General features: G+C 61.4%; 25 protein-coding genes and 5 pseudogenes. 23 read left to right on the top strand and 7 right to left on the bottom strand.

Annotated elements, in window-relative coordinates; genetic code table 11:
- Nucleotides 1-2: 2 nt before the first annotated feature.
- Nucleotides 3-311, bottom strand: a complete 309-nt coding sequence (locus GKE73_RS25915; protein ID WP_376767358.1) for a hypothetical protein — start codon at nucleotides 309-311, stop codon at nucleotides 3-5.
- A gap of 263 nt (nucleotides 312-574) precedes the next feature.
- Between GKE73_RS25915 and GKE73_RS24860 the strand changes: the two genes are divergently transcribed.
- The 9 genes and pseudogenes from GKE73_RS24860 (at nucleotide 575) to GKE73_RS26610 (ending at nucleotide 6,355) form a co-directional block, all read left to right on the top strand.
- On the top strand, nucleotides 575-1,312 hold the full coding sequence (locus tag GKE73_RS24860) for a hypothetical protein (protein ID WP_230370433.1): 738 nt from the start codon (nucleotides 575-577) through the stop codon (nucleotides 1,310-1,312).
- 148 nt (nucleotides 1,313-1,460) lie between these two features.
- The gene (locus tag GKE73_RS13650; protein WP_230371486.1) at nucleotides 1,461-2,378 is read left to right on the top strand and encodes a PAS domain S-box protein; all 918 of its coding nucleotides are present in this window, start codon (nucleotides 1,461-1,463) and stop codon (nucleotides 2,376-2,378) included.
- Nucleotides 2,315-3,151 carry a GGDEF domain-containing protein gene (locus GKE73_RS13655; protein WP_230370434.1) on the top strand — a complete coding sequence of 279 codons (837 nt, stop codon included), beginning with the start codon at nucleotides 2,315-2,317 and terminating at the stop codon, nucleotides 3,149-3,151. The genes GKE73_RS13650 and GKE73_RS13655 overlap by 64 nt, the downstream gene beginning before the upstream one ends.
- On the top strand, nucleotides 3,070-3,258 hold the full coding sequence (locus tag GKE73_RS24865; protein ID WP_312854575.1) for an EAL domain-containing protein: 189 nt from the start codon (nucleotides 3,070-3,072) through the stop codon (nucleotides 3,256-3,258). Before GKE73_RS13655 ends, GKE73_RS24865 begins: the two co-directional genes overlap by 82 nt.
- A complete protein-coding gene (locus GKE73_RS13660) occupies nucleotides 3,173-3,847 on the top strand; it encodes a putative bifunctional diguanylate cyclase/phosphodiesterase (protein WP_280954932.1) in 675 nt (224 codons plus the stop codon). The genes GKE73_RS24865 and GKE73_RS13660 overlap by 86 nt, the downstream gene beginning before the upstream one ends.
- A 194-nt stretch (nucleotides 3,848-4,041) precedes the next feature.
- Entirely contained in the window at nucleotides 4,042-4,143 is a 102-nt protein-coding gene (locus GKE73_RS13665) for an RNA methyltransferase substrate-binding domain-containing protein (protein ID WP_230370435.1), read from the top strand.
- Between the two features lies 1 nt (nucleotide 4,144).
- Nucleotides 4,145-4,674: pseudogene (gene rlmB / locus GKE73_RS13670) on the top strand (23S rRNA (guanosine(2251)-2'-O)-methyltransferase RlmB).
- Nucleotides 4,675-4,829: 155 nt separating this feature from the next.
- A complete protein-coding gene (locus GKE73_RS13675) occupies nucleotides 4,830-5,753 on the top strand; it encodes a multicopper oxidase family protein (protein WP_230370436.1) in 924 nt (307 codons plus the stop codon).
- Nucleotides 5,717-6,355 (top strand): multicopper oxidase domain-containing protein, encoded by a 639-nt coding sequence (locus GKE73_RS26610; RefSeq protein ID WP_230370437.1) that lies wholly within the window; start codon nucleotides 5,717-5,719, stop codon nucleotides 6,353-6,355. Before GKE73_RS13675 ends, GKE73_RS26610 begins: the two co-directional genes overlap by 37 nt.
- A gap of 11 nt (nucleotides 6,356-6,366) precedes the next feature.
- On the opposite strand, the gene GKE73_RS26615 is transcribed toward GKE73_RS26610, so the two are convergent.
- Complete coding sequence (locus tag GKE73_RS26615) at nucleotides 6,367-6,489, bottom strand: hypothetical protein (RefSeq protein WP_280954933.1); 123 nt, start codon at nucleotides 6,487-6,489, stop codon at nucleotides 6,367-6,369.
- Between GKE73_RS26615 and GKE73_RS26620 the strand changes: the two genes are divergently transcribed.
- The 6 genes and pseudogenes from GKE73_RS26620 to rplI all read left to right on the top strand — a co-directional run bounded on the left by GKE73_RS26620 (nucleotide 6,488) and on the right by rplI (nucleotide 8,506).
- Nucleotides 6,488-6,691, top strand: coding sequence for a metal-sensitive transcriptional regulator (locus GKE73_RS26620; protein ID WP_230370438.1), 204 nt, complete (start codon nucleotides 6,488-6,490; stop codon nucleotides 6,689-6,691). The genes GKE73_RS26615 and GKE73_RS26620 overlap by 2 nt on opposite strands.
- The gene (locus tag GKE73_RS23625) at nucleotides 6,688-6,813 is read left to right on the top strand and encodes a hypothetical protein (RefSeq protein ID WP_280954934.1); all 126 of its coding nucleotides are present in this window, start codon (nucleotides 6,688-6,690) and stop codon (nucleotides 6,811-6,813) included. The genes GKE73_RS26620 and GKE73_RS23625 overlap by 4 nt, the downstream gene beginning before the upstream one ends.
- 296 nt (nucleotides 6,814-7,109) lie before the next feature.
- A complete protein-coding gene (rpsF, locus tag GKE73_RS13690) occupies nucleotides 7,110-7,529 on the top strand; it encodes a 30S ribosomal protein S6 (RefSeq protein ID WP_230370439.1) in 420 nt (139 codons plus the stop codon).
- Nucleotides 7,508-7,807, top strand: coding sequence for a primosomal replication protein N (gene priB, locus GKE73_RS13695; RefSeq protein ID WP_230370440.1), 300 nt, complete (start codon nucleotides 7,508-7,510; stop codon nucleotides 7,805-7,807). Before rpsF ends, priB begins: the two co-directional genes overlap by 22 nt.
- Before the next feature lie 5 nt (nucleotides 7,808-7,812).
- Nucleotides 7,813-8,039 (top strand): annotated as a pseudogene (gene rpsR, locus GKE73_RS13700) (30S ribosomal protein S18).
- 18 nt (nucleotides 8,040-8,057) lie between these two features.
- Nucleotides 8,058-8,506 (top strand): annotated as a pseudogene (rplI, locus tag GKE73_RS13705) (50S ribosomal protein L9).
- Nucleotides 8,507-8,612: 106 nt separating this feature from the next.
- On the opposite strand, the gene GKE73_RS13710 reads toward rplI, so the two are convergent.
- The gene (locus GKE73_RS13710; protein ID WP_230370441.1) at nucleotides 8,613-8,948 is read right to left on the bottom strand and encodes a DUF2322 family protein; all 336 of its coding nucleotides are present in this window, start codon (nucleotides 8,946-8,948) and stop codon (nucleotides 8,613-8,615) included.
- Nucleotides 8,949-9,056: 108 nt separating this feature from the next.
- Between GKE73_RS13710 and GKE73_RS13715 the strand changes: the two genes are divergently transcribed.
- Genes GKE73_RS13715 through GKE73_RS23635 form a run of 5 tightly spaced genes read left to right on the top strand, consistent with a single transcriptional unit; the run spans nucleotide 9,057 to nucleotide 12,020 of the window.
- On the top strand, nucleotides 9,057-9,743 hold the full coding sequence (locus GKE73_RS13715; RefSeq protein ID WP_230370442.1) for an efflux RND transporter periplasmic adaptor subunit: 687 nt from the start codon (nucleotides 9,057-9,059) through the stop codon (nucleotides 9,741-9,743).
- The gene (locus GKE73_RS13720) at nucleotides 9,709-10,110 is read left to right on the top strand and encodes an efflux RND transporter periplasmic adaptor subunit (RefSeq protein ID WP_230370443.1); all 402 of its coding nucleotides are present in this window, start codon (nucleotides 9,709-9,711) and stop codon (nucleotides 10,108-10,110) included. The genes GKE73_RS13715 and GKE73_RS13720 overlap by 35 nt, the downstream gene beginning before the upstream one ends.
- Nucleotides 10,110-11,324 carry an ABC transporter permease gene (locus tag GKE73_RS13725; protein ID WP_230370444.1) on the top strand — a complete coding sequence of 405 codons (1,215 nt, stop codon included), beginning with the start codon at nucleotides 10,110-10,112 and terminating at the stop codon, nucleotides 11,322-11,324. Before GKE73_RS13720 ends, GKE73_RS13725 begins: the two co-directional genes overlap by 1 nt.
- Entirely contained in the window at nucleotides 11,317-11,556 is a 240-nt protein-coding gene (locus GKE73_RS23630; protein ID WP_312854453.1) for an ATP-binding cassette domain-containing protein, read from the top strand. The genes GKE73_RS13725 and GKE73_RS23630 overlap by 8 nt, the downstream gene beginning before the upstream one ends.
- Before the next feature lie 53 nt (nucleotides 11,557-11,609).
- Nucleotides 11,610-12,020: an ABC transporter ATP-binding protein gene (locus tag GKE73_RS23635; RefSeq protein WP_280954936.1), complete on the top strand. Its 411-nt coding sequence runs from the start codon at nucleotides 11,610-11,612 to the stop codon at nucleotides 12,018-12,020.
- 259 nt (nucleotides 12,021-12,279) lie between these two features.
- On the opposite strand, the gene GKE73_RS23640 is transcribed toward GKE73_RS23635, so the two are convergent.
- Both GKE73_RS23640 and GKE73_RS13735 read right to left on the bottom strand, forming a co-directional pair.
- Nucleotides 12,280-12,402: a hypothetical protein gene (locus tag GKE73_RS23640; RefSeq protein WP_280954937.1), complete on the bottom strand. Its 123-nt coding sequence runs from the start codon at nucleotides 12,400-12,402 to the stop codon at nucleotides 12,280-12,282.
- 27 nt (nucleotides 12,403-12,429) lie between these two features.
- Nucleotides 12,430-12,831 (bottom strand): isochorismatase family protein, encoded by a 402-nt coding sequence (locus GKE73_RS13735; protein WP_230371487.1) that lies wholly within the window; start codon nucleotides 12,829-12,831, stop codon nucleotides 12,430-12,432.
- A 239-nt stretch (nucleotides 12,832-13,070) separates the two neighbouring features.
- Between GKE73_RS13735 and GKE73_RS13740 the strand changes: the two are divergent.
- The 3 genes and pseudogenes from GKE73_RS13740 to GKE73_RS24870 form a co-directional block, all read left to right on the top strand.
- Nucleotides 13,071-14,554: pseudogene (locus GKE73_RS13740) on the top strand (FAD-binding oxidoreductase); the annotation flags it as partial.
- Between the two features lie 9 nt (nucleotides 14,555-14,563).
- Nucleotides 14,564-14,926 carry a 4Fe-4S dicluster domain-containing protein gene (locus GKE73_RS13745; RefSeq protein WP_230371488.1) on the top strand — a complete coding sequence of 121 codons (363 nt, stop codon included), beginning with the start codon at nucleotides 14,564-14,566 and terminating at the stop codon, nucleotides 14,924-14,926.
- Nucleotides 14,902-15,714 carry a heterodisulfide reductase-related iron-sulfur binding cluster gene (locus GKE73_RS24870; protein ID WP_230370445.1) on the top strand — a complete coding sequence of 271 codons (813 nt, stop codon included), beginning with the start codon at nucleotides 14,902-14,904 and terminating at the stop codon, nucleotides 15,712-15,714. The genes GKE73_RS13745 and GKE73_RS24870 overlap by 25 nt, the downstream gene beginning before the upstream one ends.
- Here GKE73_RS24870 and GKE73_RS13755 read toward each other — a convergent pair.
- Both GKE73_RS13755 and GKE73_RS13760 read right to left on the bottom strand, forming a co-directional pair.
- A complete protein-coding gene (locus GKE73_RS13755; RefSeq protein WP_230370446.1) occupies nucleotides 15,711-15,950 on the bottom strand; it encodes a hypothetical protein in 240 nt (79 codons plus the stop codon). The genes GKE73_RS24870 and GKE73_RS13755 overlap by 4 nt on opposite strands.
- 340 nt (nucleotides 15,951-16,290) lie before the next feature.
- Nucleotides 16,291-17,536 (bottom strand): annotated as a pseudogene (locus GKE73_RS13760) (uracil-xanthine permease family protein).
- Nucleotides 17,537-17,549 lie beyond the last annotated feature (13 nt).

Consider the following 17,549-nt stretch of genomic DNA (forward strand, 5'->3'; position numbering starts at 1 on the left):
GATCAGCACCTGACATTCGCCCGGCGCAGTTGCCACAGCGTGGCCAGCCGCTCGCTCACCAGCTCGCCATGTGGCGAAAAGTGGTCATAGGGCAGCGTTTCCCAGTCGGGCAGCAGGGCGACTTTAAGCTCTGGCGCGAAGAAGGGAATTTCCACCTTTAAGCGTTGCGCGGCCTGAGCGTCGGCCGTGAGGATGACCAGCTTGCCTTGCTGTTCGGCCAACTGGGCTAAAACGGCGGCATCCAGCCCGTCTGGGAGCATGCCGTAGCGGGTCTTCTGACCGGCGGAGGGAAGGCGGGGTAGGCTATCCAACATTGTGCTTCACATTCATGGTTCTCACGGTATTATACCAGCGGGTATTACACCGGTATGGTGTTCCCCCTTGCCACAATTCAAGAGGCCGTCAACGGCCCGCTAATCTGCCCGGGTGCCTTGGCACCTCATCCATCTTTCCAGTCCTGCCATGGCGGGGCGACATGCCGTCCTGATGGCGGCATCGTCACGGCGCCCGGCTTGCCCGCGAACAGCGTGGCGGCGAGCGCAAGATGGCAGCAAGGCAGCAGGAGAATCGGAGAGTGACTCTTAACCGCTGGCCGTCATCGGTCATCATGTTTCTCGCTTTTGCCGCCAGCCTGGTGTTCTGGCCACAGCAGCCTTTGGCGCCGCTGACGCTGGCCAGTTTCCTGCCGCACGGGCTGTGGGCGTGGTGGAGCCTGACTCGTGGCGGTCGCTTTAGCTGGGTCTGGCCGCTGCTGGTAAGCGCGTTGCTGTGGCGCGTCATGCCGCTACCGTGGCTGACCGCCCTGATCCTGTCGCTCTACGTATTGATGCCGGGGCTGCGCGCGCTGCGGCAGCGTGACGACTATACGCTCTCTTCGCCCTACGCGCTGTGGCGCCTGCTGATGGTTCTGCTGGGCTATGTCGCCGTGCTTAAGCCGGGCTGGCGCTGGCGCTATTCATGCCGTTCCAGAACGCCAATCATCAGGCCGTGCTCTGGTTGCTGCAAACCCGGGGCACGCTGGCCCGGCCCTGATGCTGTTGCTGCCGCTGCGCTTCTGGCCCAACCGGCCGCGCGCCTACCAACTGCTGGAGCTGGCGCTGATTGCGCTGGTGACCATCGTGGTCTGGGGGGCGCTGGCTTCCAGCAGTATGCCCGGCCAGGTGCCCTCGCAGATCATGCTGTTTCCCATGCTGTTGTGGGCGGCGTACCGTGGCGGGTTGCTGGGAACCAGCCTGATCAGCCTGCTGATAACCATCATGCTGTCGCTGTCTGGCCTGCATCCGCGTCTGGCGGTATTGGCTGGCACCGGTGATTTTTCCATTGATGTGGCGTTATCGCTGATGTTTGTTGCGGCGGGCCAGCTGGTGGCCATTCTTAGCGACAGCCAGCGCCGTCACGAACGGCTGGCGCAGGAGTTCCGCTATCGCATGGAGTCGCTGGTCAACCACAGCCCCAACATGATGTCGCTCAAGGGGCTGGATGGCCGTTACCTGCTGGTCAACCAGTCCTACGCCAACTGGGTGCAGGCGTTGCCGGAGCAGATTCTTGGCCAGCGCGCGGATGCGTTTTTCTCCGCCGAGGACGCCGAGAAGATTCGCCAGCAAGATGCCGAAGTGTTGCGCACGCTGGAGGCGCGCCAGTTTGAGGAGTGCATCACGCTGGGTGGCGAGCGCCGTGTCACGCTGGTGAGCAAGTTCCCGTTGTTCGATGCCGATGGCCGTCCTGCCGGTGTAGGCAGCGTGGATGCCGATATTTCCGCGATCCGTCAGGAAAAACAGGCCAAACGTGAAGCGGAACAACGCTATCGGGCGTTGGTGGAACAGTCGTTGATGGGCATCTATATCCTGCAGGACGAACGCATCGTGTACGCCAACCCCAAACTGGCGTCGCTGCTGGGTTACCCGCAGCAAGACTTGCAGGATATTTCGCTGGAAACGCTGCTGGGCGGTAGCGAATACCAGCGCATGCGCCACCAGATCGCCCATCGCTTCCGCGAGCAGATCAACATCATGCATTTTGCCACCCGCGCACGGCGGCAGGATGGCGCCATGGTGGATGTGGAAGTGCATAGCCGCTTGTTCGACTATCAGGGCCGCCCGGCCATCATTGGCGTGGTGATGGATATTTCCGAGCGGGTGAGCGCCGATGCCAACCTGCGTCTGGCCGCCAAGGTGTTCGAAAATTCGGCGGAAGGGATTCTGATTCTGGATGCCGACACCCGCATCGTCGCGGTCAACGACGCCTTTCACCGTATCACCGGCTATGACGAGGCCCACGCCCGGGGCGCCAGTCGCGCATCTTCTTGCAGCACGATGTGGCCATCAACCGCCATCTGCGCGATGCCTTGGCCCTGCATGGCCACTGGCAGGGCGAAATGATGGACCGCCGCCGCAACGGCGAATGGTATCCGGCCGAGCTGTCGATCTCCACGGTGCGCGACAGCAACGGCGCCCTGTCCAATTACGTGGCGGTGTTTTCCGACATTACCGTGCGCAAGCAGGCGGAGGAGCGGCTGCAGTTTCTTGCCAATCACGATCCGCTGACTCGTCTTCCCAACCGTTCCAGCCTGATTGCCCGGCTGGAGCAATTGATCCGCCAGCCTGAGAGCTTGGCGGCGTTTGCCGTCATGTTCATTGATCTGGACCGCTTCAAGCTGATCAACGATTCGTTTGGTCATCAGGCCGGTGACGAGCTGCTGCGGGTACTGTCCCTGCGCCTGACCGACGCCATTGGCAGCCGGGGGGAACTGGCGCGGCTGGGCGGTGACGAATTTACCTTGCTGGTCAGTGGCGTGACCGATCAGGCCGAGCTGTCAACGTTGGCCGAAGACCTGCTCAACATTCTTTCCCGTCCGCTGCGGCTGGCCGAGCACGAGGTCTATGTCACCGGCAGTATCGGTATCAGCGTGTTCCCCGGCGATGGCGCCGATGCGCAAACCTTGCTGAAACATGCCGATAGCGCCATGTACCGGGCCAAGGAAGCTGGCAAGAACACCTACCAGTTTTTCGATGCCGAAATGAACGCCCACACCTTCGAGCGGCTGTTGCTGGAAAACGGCTTGCGCCGGGGCTGGAGCGTGGCGAATTCGAACTGCATTACCAGCCACAAGTCAGCGCCAGCAGCCACGAGCTGGCCGGAGTCGAGGCGCTGATCCGCTGGCGTCATCCCGAACTTGGCTTGGTGCCGCTTAACGCGTTTCATTGGTCTGGCGGAAGAAACCGGGCTGATCAAGTCGATTGGCGAATGGGTGTTGCGTGAAGCCTGCCAGCAACTGGCGCGCTGGCAGCAACAGGGGATATGGGTGCCGCGCGTGGCGGTGAACCTGTCGGCCCGCCAGTTTGAAGATCTGGCGCTGTTGCAGCATATCCATGACGCGCTGGCGGCGGCGGATCTGGAACCGCAGCGGCTGGAGCTGGAAATGACGGAAAGCCCGGTGATGCAGAATCCGACCGAAGCCGTGCGCCTGCTGACCGAGCTAAAAAGCCTGGGCGTGTGTTTGTCTATCGACGACTTTGGCACCGGTTATTCGTCGCTGTCGTATCTCAAGCGCTTTCCGCTGAATACCCTGAAAATTGACCGTTCTTTTGTCGACGGCCTGCCGCATGACGAGGACAACGCCGCCATCGCCGAAGCCATTCTCGCCATGTCGCGCAAGCTCAAGTTTGCCGTGGTGGCGGAAGGCGTGGAAACGGCCGAACAGGCCGATTTCCTGCAATCCAAGGGGTGCCATATGCTGCAGGGCTATCTGTTCAGCAAACCGGTGCCAGCGGAAGCCTTTGCTGCTGTGTATGCCCGGCTGGCCGCGGCCGTGCCGTCCGTCGCTCCGACCGGGCTGCTGGAGCGCTGAACGCCGGAGTTGCCTGCGCCAGCAGCGGGCGTTGGCGTTACAATAGCGGCCAACCTCTATCTGAAGACATGCCATGAGCAACAAACGCCTGATTCACGGCTTTCATGCCATCAATGCCCGCTTGTGGCAAAACCCCAATAGCCTGCTGGAAATCTGGCTGGCTGGCGGCTTAACAGGATGCCCGCGCCAAGGCCGTGCTGGAAAAAGCCGCCGAGGAAAACATCAAGCTGCACATCGTCGACAAGGAACGACTGGACAGCATGACCGGCAATGCCCGCCATCAGGGCGTGGCTTAGCATGATTGACGCCAGCCGCAACCATGTCAATCTGGACGACGTGCTGGAAAATCTCAGCGAACCGCCGCTGTTGCTGATTCTGGATGGCGTGACCGATCCGCATAACCTCGGCGCCTGCCTGCGTGTGGCCGATGCCATGGGTGCGCATGCGGTGATCGCACCGAAAGACCGTTCCGCCACGCTCAATGCCACCGTGTCGAAAGTGGCCTGCGGCGCCGCCGAAGTGGTGCCGTATATCACCGTCACCAATCTGGCGCGTACCCTGCGCGACCTCAAGGATGCCGGGGTGTGGATTGCCGGTACCACCATGGAAGCAGATACCGATCTGTACCATTTCGAGGCAGCGCGCTGGCCTGGGTCATGGGGGCGGAAGGCGAGGGCATGCGCCGCCTGACGCGCGAACATTGCGACGTGCTGGTGTCGATCCCGATGTTTGGCACGGTGGAAAGCCTGAATGTCTCGGTATCGTCCGGCATGGTACTGAGCGAAAGCCGCCGCCAGCGTGTGCTCAAGGCGGAGGCGTCGGCCTGAGTTTCGGCCAACCTTGCACGGCACAACCCCGCCCGGTTCCGGCGGGGTTTTTCATGGCCGGTTAGCTGACGCGGTGGAACTTTATCGACAGCCATGGTCCATTCGGTATATACCTGACTGGGGTATGCAATGTTATGGGCAAAGGAACACACACGATGGATCGTCGCCATTTTCTGCAGTTTGCCGCCACCCTGACGGCCAGTACCTGTTGGGCACGCCAAAGCTGGGCGCAGGGCATGGATCACCATGCCATGTCTGGTGCCGCGGCTGGGACAGCCGCCGTGCCGCTCGGCAGAACACTTTCACTTGCCGCGCCAGCGGCCGCTCAATGCCTTGCCGCGCCTTGCCAATCAGGCGGGCGCCGGACACTTTGCCGCCAGCTTGCGCGCCGCGCCGGTACAACTGCAGCTGGCACCGGACCTCCCCGCTACGACGTTCTGGGCTTACAACGGCCAGTGCCCGGCCCAGCCATTGTGGCGCAGGAAGGCGATAGCGTGGCCTTGCACTTTGCCAATCAGCTCGCTCAGCCCACCACGATCCACTGGCACGGTTTGCCGGTGCCGCCTGCTCAGGATGGCAATCCGCACGATCCGGTACTGCCGGGGCAGCAGCGTGATTACCGTTTCACCCTGCCGCAAGGCTCGGCGGGCACTTACTGGTATCACCCGCATCCGCATGGCCTGACCGGGCAACAGGCCTACATGGGGCTGGCCGGGGTGTTTGTGGTCAAGGCCAAGGACGATCCGCTGGCATCGCTGCCGGAGCAGTGGCTGGTGTTGTCCGATCTCAAGTTGGCCGAAAACGGCCAGATCGCCGCCAACAGCATGGCCGACCGGCATGATGGCCGCGAAGGCCAGTTCGTGTTGGTCAACGCCGGGTTACAGCCGGTACTGACGCTGGCGGCCGGAGAGCGTCAACGCTGGCGGCTGTGGAATGCCACCAATGCGCGCATCCTGAAACTGGCATTGCTTAAGCGCATGAAGTGCATCTGGTGGGCACCAGCGGAGGCTTGCTGGCCGCGCCTCGGCGGATCGACAGCATCATGCTCTCGCCGGGCGAACGCGTGGAAATCGTGGTGACGGCGCGCTTTAGCGCCGGTCAGCCGCAGGGCCTGCTCGCCTTGCCATACAACCGTGGCAAGGCCATGGGGCCAGAGTTGGCCGAACCCTTGACGCTGGCGGACGTGCACCAGCACGGCCGTGTCGCCACGCCACTGCTGCCGACGAATTTGCGCACGATAAGTGCACTGGGTACTCCAGCCGTGCGGCGCACGGTGGAATTTGCCGAAAACATGGCCGACCCGGCTGCGATGTTCCTGATCAACGGCAAAAAGTTCGACATGAATCGGGTGGATTTCGTCGGTAAAGTCGGCCAGATTGAAGAATGGGACATCGTCAGCAAGGCGCACATGGATCACCCTTTCCACCTGCATGGCACGCAGTTTCAAGTGCTGGCGCGCACGGACGATGGCATCTGGCAGGACGAGCCGTTTCTCGCCCTGGCGCGACGTGGTCAACGTGCCTGCTGGCGAGAGCGTGCGCTTGCGTTTTGTTCAGTCACAACCCGGCCTGCGCATGTTCCACTGCCACATTCTGGAACACGAAGATGCAGGCATGATGGGCATGCTGGAGGTCAGGGCCTAGTCCTGACCCGGCTTTTTCCGAAATGGCACACAACATGAATCAAACCTTGTCAGACCCAGAACAGTTGGCCGAAACCGCTTGCTGCAGCAAGAGCGTGGTGCAGCCCAACAAAGCCGCCCTGCTGAAGCGCCCGGCGCGCGTGGAAGGGCAGGTGCGCGGCATCGGCCAGCATGGTGGAAGCCGACCGTTACTGCGTGGATATTCTCACGCAGGTGGCGGCGGTGAAGTCGGCGCTCGACGCCGTGGCCATGCAGTTGCTGGAAAACCACATGAACGGTTGCGTCAGCCGCGCCATGGTAGAGGGCGATGCGGCCGGAATGGTGACCGAACTGCTGGATGTGGTGAAAAAATTCGCTGAAACGGAGCCGACATGAAATCCCTCTGGCTGCTTGCGGCGCTGCTGCCGGGCGTTGCCCCCGCCGCGGCGATTCCGTTTGAAACCTTCATCCGCCTGTCGCGCGGCATGTCGGAAGCCGAGGCCGTCAGCCCTGGCTAAGCCCGCCCGATTACGTCAGTGACGGCATTTCCACCCGCCACCGCCACGGCCCGTACACCGTGTTCGTCACGCGCAAGAAGATGTCATGGATGGCCGACGCGTTCACGCCCTATACCACCACGCTGACCATTGCCAATGGCGTGGTGGAAGATATTGAACGCGAAAAGCATTTCTGAGCCATCGTCCGCTACCGCACCATTTGCCTAGCCGCCGCAATGCGCGTAAAATGCTGCGGTTTTAACACCTTGCCTTTTGCAACCGCATGGCAAAAGGCTAAATAGCCAAAAGGAGTTCACATGCGTCATTACGAAATCGTGTTCATCGTCCATCCGGACCAGAGCGAACAGGTTCCGGCCATGATCGAGCGCTACAAGGGCATGGTTCTGGCCGCTGAAGGCAAGATCCATCGTCTGGAAGACTGGGGCCGCCGTCAACTGGCTTACCCGATCCAGAAGCTGCACAAGGCTCACTATGTTCTGATGAACGTGGAATGCCAGGCTGAAACCCTCGCCGAGATCGAGCACGCCTTCAAGTTCAACGACGCCGTTCTGCGTCACCTGACCATCAAGATGGATCGCGCCGTAACCGAAGCGTCCCCGATGATGAAGGACGAAAAGGCCAAGAACCTGCTGGATGCCCAGCAGTTAAGCAGCCGAGACCGAAGCTGCAGCCTGATTCAGGCCGCACTACGGACTTGCAGAACCGTCTGGTACTGACCGCCACGGTCGACCGCGAAGACGCCTTGAGATACACGCCCGCTGGCTTGCCAGTGCTGGAAATGTGGCTCAGACATCAGTCAAGGCAGACATCTTGCGGGTTTGAACGTGATGTGGCTTGCGAAATGCAGGCCGTCCTGATTGGCGACAATGCCCGGAAACTCTCCGGGACACTGGCAGGCAACACGGTGAATGTCACCGGTTTCATTGCCCAGCGTAGCCTCAGGAATCCTCGGTTAGTGCTGCATATCGAATATGTTGAATTTGTAAAAGGTTAGTCAAAATGGCTCGTCAACTCTTCAAGCGCAAGAAGTTCTGCCGCTTCACGGCAGAAGGCATCAAGGAAATCGACTACAAATCGGTTGATCTCCTCAAGGATTTCATCGCCGAAAACGGCAAAATCATCCCGGCTCGCATTACCGGTACGAAAGCTCGCTACCAGCGTCAGCTGACGACCGCTATCAAGCGCGCTCGTTTCCGGCTTTCCTGCCGTACACCGACCAGCACTAAACCGGGAAAGGACACGAGATGCAAATCATTCTGCTCGAAAAAGTCGCTAACTTGGGTCAACTGGGTGACGTAGTTAAAGTTAAAAACGGCTACGCCCGTAACTTCCTGATCCCGCAAGGCAAAGCCAAGCGTGCCAACGAAGCCAACCTGAAGGAATTCGAAGCTCGCCGCGCCGAGCTGGAAGCCCATCAGGCGCAAATCCGGCTGACGCGCAAGCCCGTGCCGCTAAACTGGTTGACGCGGTTGTTACCGTTGCCCAGAAGGCTGGTGTGGATGGCCGTCTGTTCGGTTCCGTTACCAACGTCGACATCGCTGAAGCTGTTACCGCTTCTGGCGTTGAAATCAAGCGTTTCGAAGTTCGTCTGCCGGACGGCCCGTTGAAGGCCATCGGTGAATACGACATCGAAATCGCTCTGCACCACGACGTGGTTGCTCCGATCAAGATCGTTGTAACGCCGGAAGCCTGATTCCAGTTTCTGGAATGGCCCCGCAAAAAAGCCCGCTCATGTAGCGGGCTTTTTTTATTTGGACTTCGGCCAACTTCTGTTGGCATCGCCGCACAGGTGCGCAGATTTAGTCCTGACGGGCAATGATGCTGCCTTGCAGCGTGGCGGCCTGCTGTTCGGCAATCGCCAGCAGGCGGTCGATATTGGGATGTTTGCCCGGAAACTGGCGCGCATCGGCGGTGTGTTCGGCATACAGGGCCAGCCCTTCCGGGCGGCGGCCGGATTGATGGCGCCGTGACGTTGCAGCAACGCATGGTAAACCCGCACCGAACCGGCCGTACCGGCTGATTTTCCAGCCTAAGCATACGCGCTGGCCGTTGCTGTCCAGTAGTTCGATGGCGGCAATCGCATCAACGGTGGGCAGGGTGTTCAGGTTGTCCTGAAAAGAGCGTGGTGGCGTCATGATCAATTCCTTGGGACAAGGCAGTCGGCCTTGCCGGGTTTCGTGAGTACAATAGTCGGCATGAAGACAAGCCGTACGGATGATATGACGATTTCTCGCAAACGGTTAATGCTAATTGTGTTGGGTGCCTTGCTCGGGCTGGCTACTCTCGCCCGGCTGGGCGTCCGACTGCTATTGGGGCCGAGCCTGCCCGCCTATCGGGTAACGGTCAAACCGCTGGTGCAGACGGTGGTGGCGACCGGGCGGTTGTCCAGTGTCACGGCGGCCAGTCTGGGGGCGACGGTGACGGCGCGGGTGGTCGCCACGCCGGTGGAAGAGGGCAGTGCCGTACGCAAGGGCGCGGTGCTGCTGCGGCTGGAGTCGGATGAAGCCGTGGCGCTGCGGGCGCAGGCACAGGCTGCCGTGGCACAGGCCGAGGCAACGTTGGCCGAAGCCCAGCGTCATTACCAGCGTCAGCATGGCCTGTTTACACAGGGTTTCATCAGTCAGGCGGCCATGGATAGCGAAGCCAAGGCGCTGCAGCTGGCGCAAGCCCAACTGGATGCGGCCAGCCAGCAGCGTACCGCTACCGATGTACGGCTGTCCCAGCTGACCGTGCGGGCACCGGCCGATGGCGTGCTGGTCAAGCGTAACGTGGAAGCCGGTGCTCTGGTCACCGCAGGTAGTGCGGCGCTGACTTTTGCCCCGGCTGGCCAGACCGAGGTGTTGCTGGATATGGATGAGCGCTATCTGGCCCGGCTGGCGCTGGGGCGAGCCGCGCGTGGCGGCGGATGCCTACCCGCAGGCTCCGTTTGAGGCCAAGGTGGTGCGCATTGCGCCGCTGGTGAACCGCGAACGCGGCACGGTGGAAGTGCGATTGCAACCGGCCGGGGCGTTGCCCGCCGGTTTGCGCCAGGACATGACGGTATCGGCGGAAATCATCGCCGCGCGCAAGAACGCTGCCATGGTGCTGCCCGCCTCGGCGGTACACGACAGTGCGTTGCTCACGCCGTGGGTGTGGGCGGTGCAGTCGGGCCGGGTGGTCAAACGCACGTTGCGGCTGGGCTTGGTGACGGATGGCTGGGCCGAAGTGTTGCAGGGTTTGCAGCCGGGTGAGCGGGTGCTGACTGGCGATGCGCTGGTGACGGCAGGCGAGCGGGTGCGTGTGACGGAGGCCGACTGATGCCGTTTGAATGGGCGGTGGCGCTGCGGTTGTTACGCGAGGGGCGTTTCCAGACCGTGCTGATCCTGGCCGGGGTGACCATCGGCGTTGCCGTGGTAGTGTATATCACCGCCATCGTCAACGGCCTGCAGAGCAACATCATCGACAAAACCTTGTCGACGCAGGCGCATATCGTGCTCAAGCCGTTGGAGGACGAAAACCGTCGGCTGATCGTGCCGAGTGGCGGCGTGCAGGTGATGGCCGAGGTGGCCAAGCGCACCACGCGTGAGAACACCATCGACAACTGGCAGCATCGGATGGCGCTGGTTAGGCAGATACCCGGCATTACGGCGGCTGCCGCCATGGCCAGCGGGCCGGGCTTTGCCACCAAGGGTGGGGTGCAGGAGTCCATCTCGCTGATGGGGGTGGAACTGGCGGATTACCTGAAAGTGGTGCGGCTGGACAACAAGCTGGTGAAGGGGCAGGTCAAGCTGCCCAATGGCTCGGTGATGATCGGCATGGAGCTGGCGCGCAAGCTGGGGCTCGCGCCGGGAGATCGGCTGCGCGTGGTGTCCGCCACCGGCAGTGCCGACAGCTACACCATCAGCGCGGTACTGGATTTTGGCCTGAAAGACCTGAACGCGCGCTGGGTAATGCTGCCGCTGCGCGCGGCGCAATCGCTGCTCGGCTACCAGCTGGATGTGACCGAAATCTACCTGAAAACGGCGGACTTGTTTCAGGCCGACAGGTTGGCCGAAGAAGCCGCCAGCCGTACCGGCCTGATGGCTGACAGCTGGAAAACCACCAATGCCCAGCTGGTAACGGCGTTGCGCAGCCAGAGCGCCTCCTCCAACATGATCAAGGTATTTGTTTCGCTCGCCATTGCGCTGGGGATTGCCTCGGTGCTGGTGGTGTCGGTGGTGCAGCGCCAGCGCGAGATCGGTATCTTGCGGGCGATGGGCACGGCGCGGCGCATCTTGCTGATTTTCCTGATTCAGGGCGGCATTGTCGGCTTGTTTGGTTCGGTGTTCGGCTCTGGTTTGGGGGCGCTGCTGGCATTGGGCTTTACCAAACTGGCGCGCAATACCGATGGCAGCCCGTTGTTTCCGGTGGTGGTGACGCCTTCGCTGTTTGTGGTCACCGCCGTCATCGCGACGCTGGTTGGTGTGTTGGCGGCGCTGGCTCCGGCACGACGGGCCGCCAAGCTGGACCCGGTGGAGGCAATTCGTGGCTGATGTACTGGCATTACGGCAAATCCGCAAATTTTACGGCGGTGGCAAGGCGCCCAAGGTAGAGGTGCTGCATGGCATTGACCTGCAACTGGGTGAGGGCGAGTTTGCCGCGCTGATCGGGCCGTCTGGCTCCGGTAAATCCACCCTGCTCAATATCATGGGGCTACTGGAAACGCCCTCGTCCGGCGACATGGCGATTGCCGGTGAAGCGACCCAAGGGCTGGACGATGCTTAAGCCGCACCGCGCTGCGCAACCGTTACCTTGGTTTCATCTTCCAGTTTCACCATTTGCTGCCGGCATTTAGCGCACTGGAAAACGTGATGATGCCGGTGTTTGCCGGTCGCGGCCGCTTGCTGGCGGAAGACCGCCAGCGGGCGAGGATGCTGCTGGAGCGCGTGGGGTTGGCCGAACATGCCTACAAGAAACCGGTGCAACTGTCCGGTGGCCAGCAACAACGCGTGGCCATTGTGCGCGCGCTGATGGCCCGCCCGCGGCTGGTGCTGGCCGACGAACCCACCGGCAATCTGGATACCCAGACGGCGGCGGAGGCATTTGCCCTGATGCGCGACATCAACCGCGAAGATGGCGTGACCTTTTTGATCGTGACGCATGATCCAAGGTTGGCCGAAACCTGTGACCGTCAGGTGCGGCTGGTGGATGGCCAACTGGTGTCGGAAGGTGCGCCAGCGCCATTCTGAGGCGCGGGCCGGGCAAGGTTGCACCAGCGCTGTGCCGGTGCTGCTGCTATTCATGCACTAAGCGGCAAAACTACCATCCGCGTGCTGGCACGCTGTTTGCTAAATAGATTTTTGTGTTCTGGCGAAAGCTGGTCCGGTGCCTAGTCCCGCATCAGCCTGTTCTGCGCCAGTCTGCAAAGGAGAAAATACTGAGCGGCTCAGCCGCCACTAGAGACGGGTTGGCCGAAGTCTTTCGGCCAACCCGTACTCGCTTCTGGCCTTAGGGTTGTTCGCCCACCAGATATTTCTTGCTCATCGCCTTGAAGTGTTCGCTACCCGCCGCGCGTAGCAGTTCGAACAACACCATTTCCCGATTGACCAGTACCGCCCCGGCGTCGCGCATGCGCTGCAATCCCAGTTCGATGGCAGCTTACTGGCGGCTGGAGACAGCGTCCGTCACCACAAATACCTGTTTGCCGCTGGCCAAGAGCTGCAACACGGTTTGCAGTACGCAGACGTGGGTTTCCATGCCGCAGACGATAACCTGTGGCCGGGCCAGCAGGCTGGCGGGCAGACAGCTGCCATCCACGCAGGAAAAATGCAGTTTTTCACCGATGCAGGCATCCGGGGCGGCGGCCAGCAGGGCGGGCAGCGTGTGGCCCAGCCCGCGCGGGTATTGCTCGGAGAACACCACCGGTAGCCCGTTGTCGACGGCAACGCCCAGCAACCATTGCAATCGCGCCACCAGCCCGGTCGCATCGACCACGGCGGGTAGCAGTTTTTCCTGAATATCCACCACCAGCAGGGTGGCTTGTTCCTTGTCCATCAGCATCACGCTTGTATCCTTTATGGTTGTGCTGACACAGGGTAATCCCTTGATGGGAGGCGGGGGAACTTGTGGCACTATCGTGCGGTTTCCACTTACGCTTGTGGCGCCGACGCTAGGCTGGCGCCCGCTAAGGGTGCCTGCAAAACCTGCGGTTGCCAATGCGCCCGTAGCCTTGCCGGTATCCGCCAGACTACCGGCTACCGCCGTCTCGCAAGCCGCGGCGAGTGCCGGGGGAGAGACTCATGCTGCAAGGCGCCTATCACGATTTTTACCAGCGCATTGTCGAGGTTGTCGACAAGACGCGCATCTATACCGACCCGCTATCCACGCTGACCTACGGCACCGATGCGTCCTGTTACCGGCTTACGCCCAAGGTGGTGATCCGCAGCCAGAGCGAACAGGAAGTGCAAGCCATTCTGGCCGCCGCTGCCGACCTGAACCTGCCGGTAACCTTCCGGGCGGCCGGGACTTCGCTGTGCGGGCAGGCCGTGACCGATTCCATTCTGGTGGTTGCCAGCCACGGCTGGAAAAAACTGGAAATCCTGGATAACGGTGCGGCTATCCGTCTGCAACCGGGGGTGATCGGCGGCGCCGCCAACAGCGCCCTGGCTCCGCTGGGGCGCAAGATCGGCCCGGATCCGGCCACCATCAACTCCGCCATGATCGGCGGGATGGTCAACAACAACTCCAGCGGAATGTGCTGCGGCACGGCGCAGAATACCTACAACACGCTCAAAAGCCTGCGCCTGGTATTGGCCGATGGCACGGTGCTGGATACCGCCGATGCGCAGAGCGTAGCCGCCTTCCGCCGCAGCCATGCCGACCTGCTGCAAAGGTTGGCCGAACTGGCCGCCCGCATCCGCACAGACAGCGAGCTGGAAGCGCGCATCCGGCGCAAATACAAGATGAAAAACACCACCGGCTACAGCCTGAATGCGCTGGTGGACTTTACCGATCCGGTCGACATGCTGGCGCATCTGATCGTGGGCAGCGAAGGTACGCTGGCGTTTCTGTCGGAAGTGGTGTTCAACACCGTGGTGGAGCAGCCGTATAAGGCATCGGCACTGGTGTTGTACCCCACCATCAAGGAAGCCTGCGACGCGATTGCCATTCTGGCGCAGCACAAGGATGTGGTGGCCGCGGCCGAATTGCTGGACCGCGCCAGCCTGCGCTCGGTGGAAAACAAGGTTTGCGTGCCCGCTTCGCTGAAGACCTTGCCGGAAGAAGCCGCCGCCATCCTGATGGAAGCGCGTGCCGGTTCGGCCGAGCAGCTGACCGCGCACATTGCCGCCATCAACGATTACATCGCCGCCATCCCGTCGCTGGAAGGCGTCACCTTTACCGACGTGCCAGAATTCACCCGCTTGTGGAATATCCGCAAAGGCATGTTGCCCAGCGTCGGTGCCATGCGCGCGGCGGAAACCACGGTGATTACCGAAGATGTGGTGTTCCCGATCGAGCACCTCGCGGCACGTTACGCCTGCAGGCGATGTTCCGCGAATACGGCTATCACGATGCCATCATCTTTGGCCACGCGCTGGAAGGTAACCTGCACTTCGTGTTCAGCCAGAACTTCTCCGATCCGGCAGAAATCAAGCGCTACGAAGCGTTCATCGCCGCGGTCTGCCAACTGGTGGCGGTGGAATACGAAGGCGCCATCAAGGCCGAACACGGCACCGGTCGCAACATGGCGCCGTTTGTGGAAATGGAATGGGGCCCGGCCGCTTACCGCATCATGCAGGAGATCAAGACGATCTTCGATCCGTCCGGCATCCTTAACCCGGACGTGATCATCACCCGCGACAAGCTGTTGCATATTCGCGATCTCAAGCCGATTCCTGCCGCCGATCCGATCATCGACAAATGTATCGAATGCGGTTTCTGTGAAGTGATGTGCCCCAGCCGTGCCATCACGCTCACCCCGCGCCAGCGCATCGTGGCGAACCGTGAGATCGCCGCGCTGCGCCAGAGTGGTCAGGAGCATGACAGGTTGGCCGAAATCGTCGAGCGCTATCAGTATCGCCTAGCGACGAAACCTGTACCACTTGCGGCCTGTGCGAAACCGCCTGCCCGGTGGGTATCAATACCGGCAGTCTGACCAGCCAGCTGCGTCAGCAGTCCTTGAGCGATAGCGGCTGGGCCAGTGCCAACTGGTTGGCCGAACACTACGCCACGGCCACGGCCGGTGCCCGCCTCGGTCTGCGCCTGTTGGACAGCCTGCACGGCCTGACCGGAAACGCCGCCACGCGCCGCATTCTGGGTGCCCTGCGGCGGGTCGGTGGTCGCAAGATTCCGCACTGGACACCGTATTTCCCGCGCGCCGCACGCCGGTTGAAATTGCAGGCCGGGTGCGCGGCCAGCACGCGCAAAGTGGTCTACATGCCTTCCTGCCTGACCCGCACGTTTGCCCCGGCCACCGTCCAGCCCGATCAGCGGCCCTTGAACGAAGTGGTGGCTTCCGTATTGGGCAAGGCCGGTTATGAGCTGCTGTATCCGGCGGGTCTGGATAACTTGTGCTGTGGCACACCGTTCCAGTCCAAGGGCGCCGTGGACGCCGCCGCGCAGAAGTTGGCCGAAACCACCGCCGCCTTGTTGCAAGCGAGCGAACAGGGCCGTTGGCCGGTGATTGTCGATAACGGCGTGTGTACCGCCAGCCTGTTGCAAGGCCTGCGCGCCCCGCGGCTGAAAGTGTATGACGTGACCACCTTCGTGCAGACCGTGGCGGCAGAGTATCTGGAATTTGTCCCGCAGGACGAAAACGTGGCGCTGCACGTAGTGTGCTCGATGCGCAAACTGGGCGAGGAAGCCACGCTCAACGCACTGGCACAACGCTGTGCCAAGCAGGTAACCGTGCCCAGCGGCATTACCTGCTGCGGTTTTGCTTAAACGACAAGGGCTTTAGCCACCCGGAACTGAATGCCAGCGCGCTGGATGGCCTGCGCCAGCAGGTGTGTGGTTGCTCCAGTGGTTATTCCAACAGTATCACCTGCGAAATTGGCTTGTCCGAACATGCCGGTGTACCGTACCAAAGCCTGATGTATCTGGTCGATCGCGCCACGCGGCGCAAGGGCTAAATCCGTCAAGGAGACAACACGACAACCGGCTGCGGCCGGTTTTTTCATGCCTGAGTGCGCCGAGCGGGGCAAAAAAATAACGCCGTCACGGTGGACGGCGCTGTCAAGTTACCACTAACTGGAGCATACATCCCGGCTACCACAGGCCAAACCTTGCGGTCATGGCAGCGTAGCCGTTCAGGTAGAGTCGCTGGCACATACATGCGCCAATGAAGCGGGATACATTATCCATGAGCGGGGCGTAAAAAATCGTTCAACCTTCGGACATCGATGTGCCACTTTGCGACATGGCCTTGTCACGCCAGCCGTGCTCAGCGGTGTTCCGCTTTACCAAGAAAAACCGGCCACGCGGGCCGGTTATTTGCAATGCCATGCAGCCTGTGCCGCATTAAACGTCTTGTCCTTCGACAATGCCATCATGGCCGGGCGCGTGCCTTGGCAGAATCAGGTTGAGCGCAATGGCGAGAACCGAGCACAAGCCGACGCCAGCCAGCTCAAAGCCGCCCAGCTTGAGCGTCAAACCACCAATCCCGGCGGTCAGCACCACCGAGATGATCACCAGATTGCGCGGCACCATCAGGTCAACCTTGGCTTCGATCAGCGTTTTCAGACCAATGGAAGCAATGGTGCCAAACAGCAGCACCATGATGCCGCCCATCACCGGCATCGGGATGGATTGCAGCAAGGCATTGAACTTGCCAAAGAATGCCATGCAGATGGCAAACAACGCGGCCCAGGTCATGGTGACCGGGTTGAAGTTACGGGTAATCATCACCGCGCCGGTTACTTCGGCATAGGTCGTCACCGGCGGCCCACCGATCAAACCGGCCGAGGCAAACCCCCAGACCATCGCCGGACAGTGTGCGATGCAGCCCCGGCGTTGTGGTGTAGTCCTTGCCGGTTACACCGCCAATGGCCATGACGCCACCGATGTGTTCAATCGCTGGCGCAATCGCCACCGGCAGCATGAACAGCGCCGCTGCCCAGTTGACTTCCGGATGGTGGAAGACCGGCATGGCAAACCACGGTGCATTGGCCAGCTTGCTGAAGTCCACCACGCCCATCAGGCTGGCGGCGATATAACCGACGGTCACACCGGCCAGAATCGGAATCAGCTTGAACATGCCGCGGGCAAAGATCGACACCACAATGGTGGTCGCCAGCGAAATGGCAGCGAGCAGCATCGAAGTCTCATACGGCATCACCTGATTGCCCCCGGCGCGGCCCATGGCCATGTTGGAGGCAGCGGTTGCCACCGACAGGCCGATGATCATGATGACCGGGCCGATGACCACCGGCGGCAGCAGCTTGTTGACCAGTGCCATGCCGCGCCATTTCACGATGGCGGCAAACACGAAGTACATGAAACCGGCGGCAAACAGGCCAAACATGGTGGCGCCTTGCCCCCGTGTATGCATCGAATAGATGATCGGGCCGATAAAGGCAAAGGACGAACCCAGAAAAATGGGGACCTGACGACCGGTACACAGCTGGAACATCAGCGTGCCGATACCCGCGCCCAACAGGGCCATGGCCGGGTTAAGGCCAGTGAGCAAGGGCACCAGAACCAGTGCGCCAAAGGCGACAAACAGGATCTGGGCACCGGCGATGGCCTGTTTCAGTTGCTGAAACATGAAGAAACCTCGT

The organism is Paludibacterium denitrificans (assembly GCF_009707705.1).
GTDB lineage: Bacteria > Pseudomonadota > Gammaproteobacteria > Burkholderiales > Chromobacteriaceae > Paludibacterium_A > Paludibacterium_A denitrificans.

What these genes read in the sequence shown, in the direction of transcription:
- GKE73_RS23625 (WP_280954934.1), top strand. Translation starts at nt 6,688, where the DNA reads ATGAAATCCCTCTGGCTGCTTGCGGCGCTGCTGCCGGGCGTTGCCCCC.
- GKE73_RS26615 (WP_280954933.1), bottom strand. Translation starts at nt 6,489, where the DNA reads ATGCTGGCCGATGCCGCGCACCTGCCCTTCCACGCGCGCCGGGCGCTT.
- GKE73_RS26620 (WP_230370438.1), top strand. Translation starts at nt 6,488, where the DNA reads ATGGTGGAAGCCGACCGTTACTGCGTGGATATTCTCACGCAGGTGGCG.
- GKE73_RS23640 (WP_280954937.1), bottom strand. Translation starts at nt 12,402, where the DNA reads ATGCGCGACGCCGGGGCGGTACTGGTCAATCGGGAAATGGTGTTGTTC.
- GKE73_RS13745 (WP_230371488.1), top strand. Translation starts at nt 14,564, where the DNA reads ATGCAGGAGATCAAGACGATCTTCGATCCGTCCGGCATCCTTAACCCG.
- GKE73_RS13650 (WP_230371486.1), top strand. Translation starts at nt 1,461, where the DNA reads ATGTCGCTCAAGGGGCTGGATGGCCGTTACCTGCTGGTCAACCAGTCC.
- GKE73_RS13675 (WP_230370436.1), top strand. Translation starts at nt 4,830, where the DNA reads ATGGATCGTCGCCATTTTCTGCAGTTTGCCGCCACCCTGACGGCCAGT.
- GKE73_RS13725 (WP_230370444.1), top strand. Translation starts at nt 10,110, where the DNA reads ATGCCGTTTGAATGGGCGGTGGCGCTGCGGTTGTTACGCGAGGGGCGT.
- GKE73_RS13715 (WP_230370442.1), top strand. Translation starts at nt 9,057, where the DNA reads ATGCTAATTGTGTTGGGTGCCTTGCTCGGGCTGGCTACTCTCGCCCGG.
- GKE73_RS26610 (WP_230370437.1), top strand. Translation starts at nt 5,717, where the DNA reads ATGCTCTCGCCGGGCGAACGCGTGGAAATCGTGGTGACGGCGCGCTTT.
- GKE73_RS13755 (WP_230370446.1), bottom strand. Translation starts at nt 15,950, where the DNA reads ATGAAAAAACCGGCCGCAGCCGGTTGTCGTGTTGTCTCCTTGACGGAT.
- GKE73_RS13710 (WP_230370441.1), bottom strand. Translation starts at nt 8,948, where the DNA reads ATGACGCCACCACGCTCTTTTCAGGACAACCTGAACACCCTGCCCACC.
- rpsF (WP_230370439.1), top strand. Translation starts at nt 7,110, where the DNA reads ATGCGTCATTACGAAATCGTGTTCATCGTCCATCCGGACCAGAGCGAA.
- GKE73_RS13735 (WP_230371487.1), bottom strand. Translation starts at nt 12,831, where the DNA reads ATGCTGATGGACAAGGAACAAGCCACCCTGCTGGTGGTGGATATTCAG.